13 protein-coding genes and 1 pseudogene are annotated in these 13,353 nt (G+C 52.5%); 6 read left to right on the top strand and 8 right to left on the bottom strand.

Annotated elements, in window-relative coordinates:
• Nucleotides 1-181 precede the first annotated feature (181 nt).
• The 5 genes from RHD99_RS03300 to RHD99_RS03280 are packed head-to-tail and all read left to right on the top strand — an operon-like array spanning nt 182 to nt 4,489.
• Entirely contained in the window at nt 182-1,930 is a 1,749-nt protein-coding gene (locus RHD99_RS03300; protein WP_309877425.1) for a class I mannose-6-phosphate isomerase, read from the top strand.
• Nucleotides 1,931-1,932: 2 nt separating this feature from the next.
• Nucleotides 1,933-2,361: a PTS sugar transporter subunit IIA gene (locus RHD99_RS03295; RefSeq protein WP_309877424.1), complete on the top strand. Its 429-nt coding sequence runs from the start codon at nt 1,933-1,935 to the stop codon at nt 2,359-2,361.
• A 9-nt stretch (nt 2,362-2,370) separates the two neighbouring features.
• Nucleotides 2,371-2,865, top strand: a complete 495-nt coding sequence (locus RHD99_RS03290) for a PTS sugar transporter subunit IIB (protein WP_270142966.1) — start codon at nt 2,371-2,373, stop codon at nt 2,863-2,865.
• 11 nt (nt 2,866-2,876) lie between these two features.
• Nucleotides 2,877-3,674: a PTS mannose/fructose/sorbose/N-acetylgalactosamine transporter subunit IIC gene (locus RHD99_RS03285; protein WP_309877423.1), complete on the top strand. Its 798-nt coding sequence runs from the start codon at nt 2,877-2,879 to the stop codon at nt 3,672-3,674.
• On the top strand, nt 3,674-4,489 hold the full coding sequence (locus RHD99_RS03280) for a PTS system mannose/fructose/sorbose family transporter subunit IID (RefSeq protein WP_183270643.1): 816 nt from the start codon (nt 3,674-3,676) through the stop codon (nt 4,487-4,489). The genes RHD99_RS03285 and RHD99_RS03280 overlap by 1 nt, the downstream gene beginning before the upstream one ends.
• A 133-nt stretch (nt 4,490-4,622) precedes the next feature.
• Here RHD99_RS03280 and RHD99_RS03275 read toward each other — a convergent pair.
• From RHD99_RS03275 to ribF, 8 genes and pseudogenes are all read right to left on the bottom strand, one after another.
• A pseudogene (locus RHD99_RS03275) lies at nt 4,623-5,404 on the bottom strand (glucose-6-phosphate isomerase family protein).
• Nucleotides 5,397-5,960 (bottom strand): glucose-6-phosphate isomerase family protein, encoded by a 564-nt coding sequence (locus RHD99_RS03270; RefSeq protein ID WP_183270645.1) that lies wholly within the window; start codon nt 5,958-5,960, stop codon nt 5,397-5,399. Before RHD99_RS03270 ends, RHD99_RS03275 begins: the two are co-directional and overlap by 8 nt.
• 103 nt (nt 5,961-6,063) lie before the next feature.
• Nucleotides 6,064-6,981 (bottom strand): ribonucleoside hydrolase RihC, encoded by a 918-nt coding sequence (gene rihC / locus RHD99_RS03265; RefSeq protein WP_309877422.1) that lies wholly within the window; start codon nt 6,979-6,981, stop codon nt 6,064-6,066.
• A 72-nt stretch (nt 6,982-7,053) separates the two neighbouring features.
• Nucleotides 7,054-8,004, bottom strand: coding sequence for a 4-hydroxy-3-methylbut-2-enyl diphosphate reductase (ispH, locus tag RHD99_RS03260; RefSeq protein ID WP_183270656.1), 951 nt, complete (start codon nt 8,002-8,004; stop codon nt 7,054-7,056).
• Nucleotides 7,985-8,455 (bottom strand): FKBP-type peptidyl-prolyl cis-trans isomerase, encoded by a 471-nt coding sequence (fkpB, locus tag RHD99_RS03255; protein ID WP_183270657.1) that lies wholly within the window; start codon nt 8,453-8,455, stop codon nt 7,985-7,987. Before fkpB ends, ispH begins: the two co-directional genes overlap by 20 nt.
• Nucleotides 8,456-8,458: 3 nt before the next feature.
• Complete coding sequence (gene lspA / locus RHD99_RS03250) at nt 8,459-8,965, bottom strand: signal peptidase II (RefSeq protein WP_183270658.1); 507 nt, start codon at nt 8,963-8,965, stop codon at nt 8,459-8,461.
• Nucleotides 8,965-11,781 carry an isoleucine--tRNA ligase gene (gene ileS / locus RHD99_RS03245; RefSeq protein ID WP_309877421.1) on the bottom strand — a complete coding sequence of 939 codons (2,817 nt, stop codon included), beginning with the start codon at nt 11,779-11,781 and terminating at the stop codon, nt 8,965-8,967. Before ileS ends, lspA begins: the two co-directional genes overlap by 1 nt.
• A gap of 28 nt (nt 11,782-11,809) precedes the next feature.
• Nucleotides 11,810-12,742: a bifunctional riboflavin kinase/FAD synthetase gene (gene ribF / locus RHD99_RS03240; protein WP_309877420.1), complete on the bottom strand. Its 933-nt coding sequence runs from the start codon at nt 12,740-12,742 to the stop codon at nt 11,810-11,812.
• 327 nt (nt 12,743-13,069) lie between these two features.
• Here ribF and rpsT point away from each other — a divergent pair, with 327 nt between their 5' ends.
• On the top strand, nt 13,070-13,333 hold the full coding sequence (gene rpsT / locus RHD99_RS03235; protein ID WP_034459390.1) for a 30S ribosomal protein S20: 264 nt from the start codon (nt 13,070-13,072) through the stop codon (nt 13,331-13,333).
• The last annotated feature ends 20 nt before the right edge of the window (nt 13,334-13,353 follow it).

The following is a 13,353-nucleotide window of genomic DNA, read 5'->3' as shown; positions in this document are numbered from 1 at the left end:
AAGCATTTCCCAATAGATTAATCGAATAACCAAAAAATTACTCTCTGCCATGTGAAAGCCATCACAGATAACTCAGTTTTTCGCAATCCATTGCTAAAAGTGGTGGGTTAATCGCGTTTACCACACTGTTCAAAATGGGTTAATCGATTAATCTTAATCTATCAGAAACAGGGAGAATATTATGCATTCGGCATCATACGATAAGTATCCCGAAGTCAGGGTTTCAGGGTTTGACCACCAGGCATCGCAGGGCTGGTCAGCTATCAAACACATGCTCGATGAGCAACTCACACGCACCGAAAAAACCGTACTGGTGATTGACTGCTACCCCGGTGTTCAACTTGACGAGCTGCATTCACAGCTCATTACGCAGTTGCATCCTGATCTGGTTATCAACGCAGAATCAGCGCGGTTGAGTGAGCAACATCTGCATGACTTGCTGGCGTATAACCTGACCGATGACCGTGTCTTCGGCGTGCTTTCCTGCCACGAATTAACAGAGTTTTTTTGCCATGAGAAACTGGCTCATGCGCAGCAGCAAGTTGCTGAAGTCAACAACGGTCTGGTCGTGATTTACGGCCCAGGGGCTGCATTGATTCACCAGGGTGACATGCTGGTCTATGCAGACCTTGCGCGCTGGGAAATCCAGCAGCGTTTTCGTCGGGGTGAATTGGGCAACTGGGGCGTAGATAATTGTGATGAAGATATTCTGCGCCGCTATAAACGTGCGTTTTTCATTGAGTGGCGCGTGTTTGACCGCCATAAAACCCCCTTGCTTAAGCGGGCAGATTTCCTGCTCGATACCAACAACCCTGAACAACCCGCCATGGTCAGTGGTGAAGCGCTACGCCACGGCCTGCAACAAACCACGCAACAACCTTTCCGCGTGGTGCCATTCTTCGACCCGGGTGTCTGGGGCGGCCAATGGATGAAAGACAAATTCAATCTCGATCCCTCAAAGCCAAATTACGCATGGTGTTTTGACTGTGTGCCCGAGGAGAACAGCCTGTTACTGCGTTTTGGTGATGTGCGGATCGAGATCCCTTCTCAGGATCTGGTGTTGCTCTACCCTCGCCCGCTGCTTGGTGAGCGCGTTCATGCCCGATTCGGTGCGGAATTCCCGATCCGTTTCGATTTCCTCGATACCATCGGCGGGCAGAATTTAAGTTTCCAGGTTCATCCGATAACGGAGTACATCCAGCAGCATTTCGGGATGCACTACACGCAGGATGAAAGCTACTACCTGCTGGAAGCGGAACCGGGTGCGGAAGTTTACCTCGGAACCAAAACGGGAATCGATCCGCAAGAAATGCTCGACTCACTCGCAGCCGCACAACGCGGAGAAAAGGCGTTTGATGATGAGAAGTTTGTAAACCGCTTCCCGGCCCGTAAACACGATCATTTCCTGATCCCTGCGGGCACCGTTCACTGCTCTGGATCTGGCGCGATGGTGCTGGAAATCAGCGCCACGCCGTACATTTTCACCTTTAAATTATGGGACTGGGGCCGGTTAGGTCTTGATGGCCTGCCGCGCCCGGTACATCTGGAACACGGCGCGCAAGTCATTGACTGGCAACGCGATACCCAATGGGTGACTGAGCATCTGGTGAACCATTTCGAGCCTATCGCCGCAGGTGACGGCTGGCGCGAAGAGCGCACCGGTTTGCACGAGCGGGAATTTATTGAAACTCGTCGCCACTGGTTTACACAGCCCGTTACACATCATACAAACGGCGGGGTCAACGTGCTGAACCTGGTAGAAGGTGATGAAGCGCTGGTTGAAAGCCCGAGCGGCGCATTCGAACCGTTTGTCGTGCACTACGCCGAAACCTTCATCATTCCCGCAGCCGTTGGGGAATACCGAATTTCACCGTACGGTCGCGGTGCTCATCAACAACTCGCCACCATGAAAGCCTGGGTAAGGGGATAAAAATGATTAATGTGATTCTGGCAACACACGGCTCACTGGCAGATGCGCTTCTCACCAGTTCGCACATGGTATACGGCGAATTGCCGCATGTTTTCCCCATCATGCTCACTGAAAACAAGGGCATCAATAGTTTTGCTGATGAGTTTGCCGCCGTTTTGAAACAGGCAAGCAAAGGAGCCGATGGCGTACTGGTGCTGTGCGATTTGCAAAGTGGTACGCCGTGGAACATCGCCTGTCATCACGCGTTTGACCCACAAACACAGCCGCCAATTGCGGTTCTCGGTGGGGTGAATTTCCCCATGTTGCTGCTAAGCGATGAAATAAAAGATCTGCAAGATGTTGAGCACGCTGCCGCGCAATTGCTGGAGCAAACGCAAGAATCGCTGGTACAGGCTCGTCTGGCTGAAGCTGCGCAATCGGATGATTTCTAAGGGGGCACGATGAGTATTTCATTTGTACGTATCGACGATCGGGTGATCCACGGCCAGTTAGTGACTCGCTGGGCAAAAGAGCTGCCGTGCCAGGGGATTATCGCGATTGATGATGCGGTCGCCGCGGATCCTCTGCTTTCTTCAGTCATGAAAGGTGCGGTGCAGGACATCAAAGTTTGGCTGTTTGATACCGCAACGGCGATTGAAAAGCTGCCGAAGATCATCGCCAGCGAAAAGCAGTATTTCGTGATTGGCAAATCCCCCGTCACGCTCAAACGCATCGAAGAAGCGGGGATCAGCCTGCAAAACAGCAATAAAAAAATCAACGTTGGCCCGATGAGCGCACGTGCCACCACCACAACCATTGGCCCTAATCAGTCTGTAAACCCGGAAGAGATAGCCGCGTTCGACTACCTCTCAAGCCGCGGGCACCAGATTGAATTTCGTCTGGTTCCTGATGCCAGCAGCTATAGCTGGCAGGACGCTCGCCAAAAACTCAAATAAAGGAGTGCATTATGGCTTTTGAAGCGGCTTTGATCGGCATTCTCTGTTACCTCGGTGCGTTGAGCAGCCCATGGCTGCTGGGGCTTACTGGTGGCTGGTATTTGATTACTCGCCCGTTGGTTTCAGGAATGTTGGTAGGATTTATTCTCGGCGATGTTCAAACCGGGATTATCATTGGTGTGGCGGTTCAGGCTGTGTACATCGCGATGGTAACCCCCGGTGGATCTATGCCTGCCGATCTGAACTTTGTGGCTTTCCCGGCAATCGCGCTGGGTATCCTTTCCAATAAAGGCCCGGAAGTCGCCGTGGCGTTAGCCGCCACCATCGGTATTGCAGGGACTGTGTTGTTCAATGCCATGATGGTACTGAACTCATGGTGGAACCACCGAGCAGACGTTGCACTTGAGAAAGGCGACGAACGCGGTGTGTACCTCAACAGCGCCATCTGGCCACAAGCCACCAACTTCCTGATGCGTTTTATTCCGACGTTTATCGCAGTCTATTTCGGCGCGCAGTACATCAACGCCTTTATGGACAGCCTGCCGCATATCGTCCTTTCCACGATGAACGTGCTGGGTGGCATTCTGCCAGCGGTCGGGATCGCGATTCTTCTCAAACAAATCATCAAAAATTACAGCATGTTGATTTACTTCCTGGTGGGGTTTATCTGCATCGTTTTCCTGAAATTAAACATGGTGGCGCTGGTGATTGTCGGGGCGCTGCTGGCGTTAATTCACTACAACTACAAACCCGAGCCGCAAGCTGAACGTGTAGCCTCAACCGCCACTGATGATGAGGATGAATTCTGATGGAAGAACGTAAACTCACTCGCCAGGATTTACGCCGCTGCTGGCGTAGCTGGATGATGTACAACCTCTCCTCCATGAGCTTTGAGCGTCTTGAGTCATTCGGTTTTTGTTTGAGCATGCTGCCGGTGGCGAAAAAACTCTATCCCGATGAGGAACAACGTAAGGAGATGCTCAAGCGCCACGCGTCGTTTTATAACACCGAGCCACAGTTGGGTGCGATCGTGAACGGCATGGTGCTGGGACTGGAAGAAAAGCGCGCCAATGGTGAACCGATTGACGGCGAAACCATCAACACCCTGAAAGTGGGATTGATGGGACCGGTGGCAGGCATTGGTGATTCGATGATCCCCGGCATGTTGATCCCGATTCTACTCAGCATCGGTATGGCGCTTGCGGCAGGCGGGAATATCCTCGGACCGCTGTTTTATTGCGTTGCCTGGCTTGCGATTATTATTCCCGGATCGTGGTTCCTGTTCCTGAAAGGTTACCGCATGGGTTCAACGTCTGTTGAAATGCTGGTGAGCAGCAAATCAACGCGCCTGCGGGAAGCGCTATCGTTACTCGGCGTGTTCGTGATGGGCGGCGTGGCGGCAAGTTATGTGAAGCTGGGGACCGGGCTTGAGTTTGTCACCAAAGATGGCGTGAATATTCATGTGCAGCAGATGCTGGATGGAATTTTCCCGAATTTGTTACCGTTGCTGGTCGTGATTGGCACCTGGTATTTGATGGCTAAACGCGGTGTTTCGCCGGTGAAAGCGATGTTGTTATTGCTGGTGCTGGCCGCGGCGGGTGTGGCAGTTGGGTTGTTTAGTTGATTGTAGTGTTAATTTCCCCCTCACCCCGACCCTCTCCCAAAGGAGAGGGGGAAACTAAAATCCCCTCTCCCAAAGGAGAGGGGGAAACCAAAATCCCCTCTCCCTTGGGAGAGGGTTAGGGTGAGGGTGGTTTTTAAGGATGAAAATTCACCCACTTCTGACTCACCATCCCCGGCTTAGAAATAAACTGAAACCGCGCAGGATCGTCTATAAATTGTTGATATAACGGCTCATCTGTAATACCAAACTCGGTATAACAACGCGGCGACGTCACCTGTAAGCGCCCCGGCATGTAATGGCGATTATTCTGCCAGGCAATATGTTCATCCTGCAACAGCGGATACCACGCCAACCCTTTGTAAGCACGAACCGCCTCGTATTCAAAACCGTATTCTCTGTCGCACCAGGCACCAAACGTCAGCGGTTCATCCGGCGAAGCTGAAATCGTGGCGTGCGCCCAACCCGGCGGCACCAACACTTTCTCACCAGGGCCTGCGAGAACGGCAAAACAGCGCCCCGGATCGTCAGCAACATATTCCTGCATATAGATAATCGCTTTGCCCTGCCAGATTTCATACAGCTCAGGCGGCGACCAACCGCTATGGCTGCTGATGCGGTGAATATGCCCCTGGCTGCGTATGGGCTCATCACCCAAACGCCCGGAGGCGTACGTCACCACGCCAAACAGCAACATTCTTTTTTGAGTTCTTCCCGATCCTGTAAACGTGCCACATCCATAACAATGGCATAAACATCTTCCGGCCCATCACAGTGCGGATCGCGTAACGAAGCGCGGATGCTTTCAAGTTTGCGGATCTCCGGCAACGGACCAATCACTTCTTCCCCGTAGCTAAAGCCCATTGGCTGGTGATGCACTTGCATATCCAGCCCGAAATGAAGCCGCGACTCAGCCATTTTGCACCTCTTTCGCCTGGATTTTTCCATCCTGCAAAACCACGCGCGCTGCAAAACCCTGCGCCAGCGAGCCGTAATCGTGGCCCGCAATACTCGGCCAAACAGCCAGTGCTGAGAGCACTTCGCTGCCGGTATTGATAAGCCGATGCGCGGTATCCCCTGGAATAATATGCACAGACCCCGGTGAAACGTGCTCCAGCCAAGCTTTGCGATGCTCGTTTTGCAGCAGCAGTAAGCCACTTCCCCGGATCCCGAAGTACACCTCTCCCTGCTCGCGGCGCTGATGGAAATGCCCGCGAGTCATATGGAATTCGTTGCCCACACGGCCCGGATGCAGATGCGTCATGCCAACATACAACTCACCTTCCCCTTGCAGGGAATTGAGCATTTCGACTTCATAAATCGGAGTATCGGATGGAATAGCCTGCCAGGCGGCGATATCGTGAAACACGCCGCTCAAATCACCGCTGCGGGTGACTTTTTTAATCACATTTTCAGCCGTGAATTGGCCCGTAAGGAACGCCACGCTCGGTGGTTTATTGAAGGTAATACTCATCGTTTTTCTCCGGCCCAAGGAGAACTGCTGAATCAGCATAGCAAGGTTAATCGATTAACCGAATAGTTGAACCGAAGAAATTCGATCTGCGTCGCGTTAAATATTACGGGGCCAGCGCCAGCGCCTCTGCCACCCATGCCTGGAAACCTGCTACGTCTAAATCCATTGCTACCAGTGCGTTGGATTGTCGCTTTAACCGGCCTTCAAGATCGACAACCGTGGTTCCCGCCGTAAATTCGCCGTGGGTTTCCACCGCCACAAAACATGATTCCACGCGGAAAAGTTCAGGTTTTACCAACCAGGCGATAGCGCAAAGATCATGCATTCTCAGACCCGTAGACATACTTCCGCTGCGATAGTGGCTGAACAACGCGTGTAGCATTTTCCCGGTTTGATTCAGTTCGGGAAGTGTTGCCAGATATTCTGGGCTAAGCATCGCCTGATTGGTCACGTCGAGGCCGCACATCACAATCTCCAGCCCGCTTTCAAAGACGCGCGCACCCGCTTCAGGGTCGATAGCCATATTGAATTCAGCGTTCGGTGTGAAATTACCGCGACCCGCCGATCCGCCCATAATCACCAGACGTTTGATTTTCGGTTTGCACTCTGGGTACTGAGTGAGCAACAAAGCGATGTTGGTTAACGGGCCAATCGCCACCAGCGTGACGGGCTCAGCGCTTGCACATAAGCACTCGAAAATGGCCTGAAAAGCAGGTTTATCCAGCGCCTTCCGCTGATGTTCAACGAACGCATAACCTTCCATACCGGACTCGCCATGAACATTAGCGGCGTCACGCAGTTTACGCACCAGCGGGGTTGCGGCACCTTGTGCAACCGGAATGTTCTTCTGCCAGAAGTGCATCAATTGCAGGGCATTGCGCGTTGTTTTCTCAACGCTGACGTTGCCTGCGACTGTCGTCAGAAGTTTTAAATCCAGCTGTGGGGAAAAAATCGCGGCGGCTATCGCGACGGCATCATCAATGCCAGGGTCGGTATCGAGAATGATTGAAGTTTTACTCATGCCTTCCTCTATAAAAAATGCCAGACGATGGACATCGGCTGGCATTTTCTCATTTTTCGCTAATAGATTGCGTTACTGGACTTCTTTGATATCCAGTCGCAATTCGCGCGGCACTTCGAAAATAATATTTTCTTCGCGTCCAACAAGCTCACGGGCCTCGCTGCCGCCGAGTTCACGCAGGCGAGCCAGAACGTTTTGCACCAGAATATCTGGCGCGGACGCGCCCGCAGTGACACCCACACAGGTAGCACCTTTAACCCATTCTTCCTGGATATCGGTCGCATCATCAATCAGATACGCCGCTTTCCCCATACGCTGCGCAAGTTCGGCAAGACGGTTGGAGTTGGAAGAGTTTTTCGAGCCAACAACCAGCACGACATCGGCTTCATCAGCCAAAGCTCGCACTGCTTCCTGACGGTTAGTGGTGGCGTAGCAAATGTCGTCTTTACGCGGGCCGATGATTTTCGGGAAGCGTTTACGCAACGCGTCAATCACGTCAGAAGTGTCATCCACAGAGAGCGTGGTCTGGGTCATAAACGAAAGTTTGGCTTCGTTTTTCACATCCAGCTTGCTGACATCTTCCGGTGATTCGACCAGGTACATTCCCCCTTTCGGGTTGCTGTACTGACCCATGGTGCCTTCCACTTCCGGATGGCCAGCATGGCCAATCAGAATGGACTCTTCACCACGACGGCTGGCACGAGCCACTTCCATATGCACTTTGGTGACTAATGGGCAGGTCGCATCAAACACGGTTAAATCACGGCCTTTGGCTTCGCTACGCACAGCCTGGGAAACTCCGTGAGCCGAGAAAATCAGGATTGCGCCATCTGGCACTTCACTGATTTGTTCGATGAAAATAGCCCCGCGCTCACGCAGGCTGTCTACCACGTAACGGTTATGCACCACTTCGTGGCGGACATAAATCGGCGCGCCGTAAATGGCCAGCGCGTTTTCAACAATGCTGATAGCGCGGTCTACCCCGGCACAAAAACCCCGAGGGTTAGCCAACAGGATCTGCATTCAACGCCTCCAGTACCGGGTTAACTTCCAGTACTTCGATATCAAAATGAATGGTTTGCCCGGCCAGTGGGTGGTTAAAGTCAACGGTGATGGAATCCCCGTTGACTTCACGCACGACACCAGGCATCTCGCTGCCATCCATTGCGGTGAACAACATAATTGCACCCGGCACCGGCTCGCCCGCGTCAATAAATTCACGACGCGAGAAATACTGGATCATGTCAGGGCTTGGAATACCAAACGCCGACTCGGGTGCCAGAGAGAATGCTTTCTTATCCCCTGCTTTCAAACCGACAAGCTGGTCTTCCATGCCTGGCGACAGCGTTTCGTCGCCCAGCGTGAAGAGTGCCGGTTTGCCATTATTGCGCGTTGACTCGGCAGTGGAACCATCTTCGAGTTTCAGCGTGAAATGCACCAAAACTCTGCTATTGGCCTGGATAGACTCAGCCATGGATTACCCTTTTTGCTTTGCGGGCTTGTCGGAGGAGACAAAGAACCCCTCCAGAACAATCAGCGCCGCACCGATACAGATTGCCGTATCGGCCAAATTAAACGTTGCGAAGTGCCAGTCGCCGACATAGAAATCAATCATGTCGACCACAAAACCGTGCCACAAGCGATCAAACAGGTTGCCAAGTGCACCGCCAATAATTAAAGCATAGGCGATGTTATGCAGCTTCTGCGTTGCTTTGGAACGATACATCAGCACCGCCAGAATCACACAAATACCAATGGCGATTCCTGCAAAGAACCAGCGCTGCCAGCCGCCTTTATCCGCAAGGAAACTAAACGCAGCACCATAGTTACGGGCGTAATGCAGGTTCAGCGACGGGAACAGCGATACGGTGTCCCCCAGCATGAAATGCTGGAGGATCAGGTATTTGCTGCCCAGGTCGACGATAAGAACCACGACCACCAGCCACAGCCAACGCAAACCAGTCGAACAAATCGATTTACTCATCAGGCAAACTTACGCTTTTCGCCGTCACCGGCTACGTTGGTGACACAGCGGCCACAGATTTCTGCGTGTTCCGCTACCTGACCGACGTCAGTGGTGTAATGCCAGCAGCGCGGGCACTTATCACCGTCGGCTTTACGCAGAGCCACTTTCAAACCTTTGAGGATTTCGCTTGGCTGAGCGTCTTCAGTTGCCTGCGCATAATCGGCAACTTCAGCACCAGAGGTCAACAGGACAAATCGTAATTCATCGCCGAGACTGTTGAGCTTCGCGGCCAGGTCGCTGTCGGCATACAGAGTGACTGCTGCTTCCAGAGAACCGCCCACTTTTTTGTCAGCACGCGCTTGTTCGATAACTTTGTTCACTTCGCCACGCACGGTTAACAGCGTGTCCCAGTAATCATTGTTCATCGTTTCGCTATCAGCCAAACCGAACAGACCTTCGTACCATTCGCCGGTGAAGACGTATTTCTCACGGTTACCAGGCAGGTAAGCCCAGATTTCGTCAGCGGTGAAGGACATGATCGGCGCCATCCAGCGAACCAGCGCTTCTGCAATGTGGAACAGCGCAGTCTGGCAGCTACGACGTGCAACACTGTCGGACTTCGCGGTGTACTGGCGGTCTTTGATGATGTCGAGATAGAACGAGCCCATTTCGATGGAGCAGAAACGCATCAGGCGTTGCACCACTTCGTGGAAATCGTAGTTTTCGTAAGCCGCAAGGATATCGGCCTGTGCTTCTTGCGCACAACCCACTGCCCAGCGATCCAGTTTCACCATCTCTTCTGGTTTCACCATATCGGTTTCTGGATTGAAGCCGTTCAGGTTCGCCAGCAAGAAGCGTGCGGTGTTACGGATACGACGATAAGCGTCGGCAGCGCGTTTCAGGATTTCATCAGAAACGGCCATTTCACCGGTGTAATCCGTAGATGCCACCCACAGACGCAGAATATCCGCGCCCAGTTTGTTCATCACATCTTGCGGAGAAACGGTGTTACCAATGGATTTGGACATTTTGCGGCCCTGACCATCAACGGTGAAACCGTGAGTCAGTACCTGGCGATAAGGCGCTTTGCCTTTCATCGCAGTCGAAATCATCAGTGAAGACATGAACCAGCCGCGGTGCTGATCCGAACCTTCCAGATACATGTCTGCCGCGTGGCCATTGAATTCAGGGCGCACATCAACAACAGAGGAGTGCGTAGAACCGGAGTCGAACCACACGTCCAGGGTGTCTGGCACTTTGGTGTAGTTGTCAGCGTCGTCGCCCATGATGTCGCGTGGGTCGAGATCCCACCACGCCTGGATGCCGTCTTGCTCCACGCGTTTAGCGACTTCTTCCATCAGTTCCAACGTGCGCGGGTGCAGCTCTTCAGTGTCTTTGTGTACGAACAGAGACATTGGCACGCCCCAGGTACGCTGACGAGAGATACACCAGTCCGGACGGTTAGCGACCATCGATTCGATACGCGCCTGGCCCCAGTCAGGGATCCACTGCACGCCTTTGATCTCTTTCAGAGACTGCTCGCGCAGGCCTTTTTGATCCATGCTCACAAACCACTGAGGCGTTGCACGGAAGATAATCGGCGTTTTGTGGCGCCAGCAATGCGGGTAGCTGTGCAGCAGTTTTTCAACGTGCAGCAGAACGCCTTTATCACGCAGGATGTTGACCACCAGGTCGTTCGCTTTGAAGACCTGAACACCGTCCAGTCCTTCATAAGTACCTGGCAGATAGCAGCCATCCGGGCCAACCGGGTTAGCCACTTCCAGGCCGTATTTCTGACCAATGACGTAGTCGTCCGGGCCGTGGCCAGGTGCGGTATGAACTGCCCCCGTACCCGCTTCCAGCGTAACGTGCTCACCCAGAATCGCTGGAACGTCGAAATCTAAGAACGGGTGTTTGAAACGCATCAGGTCCAGTTCTGCACCTTTCACGGTGCCCAGAACTTGCCATTCGGCGATACCTGCGCTTTTCATTACGCTTTCGAGCAAATCTTTTGCCACGATCAGCGCCTGGCCATCAACCTGCACCAGCACGTATTCGAATTCTGCATTCAAAGAAACAGCGCGGTTAGCAGGCAGTGTCCACGGAGTGGTGGTCCAGATAACCAGAGATACCGGGCCATTAACTTGCGTTGCGCCAAACTTAGCTTTTACCGCGTCGGCATCAACAGCATGGAAGTTAACAAAGATGGACGGCGAAGTTTTGTCGTAGTACTCAACTTCCGCTTCAGCCAGCGCTGAACGGCAGTCGACGCACCAGTGAACAGGTTTAGCCCCTTTATGCAGGTGGCCATTACCCACGATTTTGCCGAGCGCACGGATGATGTTCGCTTCGGTTTTGAAATCCATCGTCAGGTACGGACGTGACCAGTCGCCCAACACACCCAGACGGATGAAGTCAGCACGTTGACCATCAACTTGTTCTGCCGCGTATTTACGACAGGCTGCACGGAATTCCGCCGCAGACACTTTCTCGCCTGGCTTACCAATAAGTTGCTCAACTTTCAGCTCGATAGGCAGACCGTGGCAGTCCCAACCTGGCACATACGGGGAATCAAAACCGCTCAGTCCTTTGGACTTCACGATAATGTCTTTCAGAATCTTGTTTACTGAGTGACCAATATGAATGTTGCCGTTCGCGTATGGAGGGCCATCATGCAGAATGAAGGATTTTTTGCCTTTCTTTGCATTACGGATGATGCCGTACAGGTCATCATCATTCCAGCGAGCCAGCATGCCCGGTTCACGTTTAGCGAGATCGCCACGCATCGGGAACCCTGTTTCCGGTAAATTCAGGGTAGATTTAAAGTCACTCATTAGATTCTCAGTTCCGTAGTTAGCTTGCTCAGGTATTAGACCCGAAAAATTCGCGGGCGGTTACCACATCTTTGGCGATTTGCGCTTTCAGTTCATCAAGCGAAGCAAACCGTTGTTCATTACGTATTTTTTTACGCAGCACCACATCAATATGGCGCCCATATAAGTCCATTGCAACGTCCAGCAAATGGACTTCTAACTGCTGACGCAAGCCCGCCACCGTTGGGCGTGTACCAATGTTGGCAACACCTGGCAGCAGTGTATCGCCAAGGCCTGCGACTTCTACCGCAAACACCCCTTTTACCGGGGATACCTGACGACGAAGCGGTAAATTCGCCGTTGGGAAACCAATGGTTCTTCCTAGCTCATCGCCGTGGACAACACGCCCGGAGATGCTAAACGGATGACCAAGCAAACTCTCGGCCAATGCTAAGTCGTCTTCGGCCAGAGCCTGGCGCACCGCTGTACTGCTAATGCGCACACCACCCTCGCAGAAAGTTTGCGTACTGGTGACGTCAAAGCCAATATCCTGCCCAGCCTTCTGTAATAACAAGAAATCCCCCTGGCGACCAGCGCCAAAGCGGAAATCATCCCCCACCGCGAGAAATTTTACCCCGAGGCGGCCAACCAACAGATCGCTGACGAAGTTTTGTGCAGTGAACGCCGCAAAGCGACGATCGAACCGTACGCATAGCACGTAGTCCACACCACATTCGGCCAGATAACGAAGTTTTTCGCGCAGTCGTGTCAGGCGCGCCGGAGCTTTATCGCCCGCGAACAATTCAAGCGGTTGCGGTTCAAAGATCATGACCATCACCGGCAGATTGCGCGCACGCCCTTCCGCACACAGCCCTTTTAGCAGGGACTTGTGGCCTCGATGAACGCCATCGAAATTACCAATGGTGAGGACACACCCGTGGTGGTTCTGGCGTAAATTATGTATGCCGCGTATCAGCTTCATGGCTGGCTCAAAACAGTGGAAATCGGCGGATTATATCAATTACCGCGGTGAAGGTTAACCGGCGATTGCCCCCTTTGATATAAAGCCGTAAGGATTTCATTATGCTGAGGGGGTGTTTCAGTGCGAAGACGCGCTTTTGAACGAATTTTGTTAGCTAAAGGCTGTATTCGCAAGCCCGATGCTGGTAGAATCCGCGCCATCACAACGTAAGAGGTGTCGTAAGTTTAGCGGCGCTTATTTGCACAAATCCATTGACAAAAGAAGGCTAAGAGGGCATATTCCTCGGCCTTTGAATTGTCTACATAGATCATATTTGGGAGTTGGACCTTGGCTAATATCAAATCAGCTAAGAAACGTGCTGTACAGTCTGAAAAGGCTCGTAAGCACAACGCAAGCCGTCGCTCTATGATGCGTACTTTCATCAAGAAAGTATACGCAGCGATTGAAACTGGCGACAAAGCTGCTGCACAGAAAGCATTTAACGAAATGCAACCAATCGTGGATCGTCAGGCTAGCAAAGGTCTGATCCACAAAAACAAAGCTGCGCGTCATAAGGCTAACCTTGTAGCGCAAATCAACAAACTGGCTTAATCGCCTTTCTGTTGTTAGCT

Source organism: Buttiauxella selenatireducens (assembly GCF_031432975.1).
GTDB classification, from domain to species: domain Bacteria; phylum Pseudomonadota; class Gammaproteobacteria; order Enterobacterales; family Enterobacteriaceae; genus Buttiauxella; species Buttiauxella selenatireducens.
Note: the sequence above shows the minus strand (reverse complement) of the source record. Positions and strands in the feature narration are given on the sequence as shown.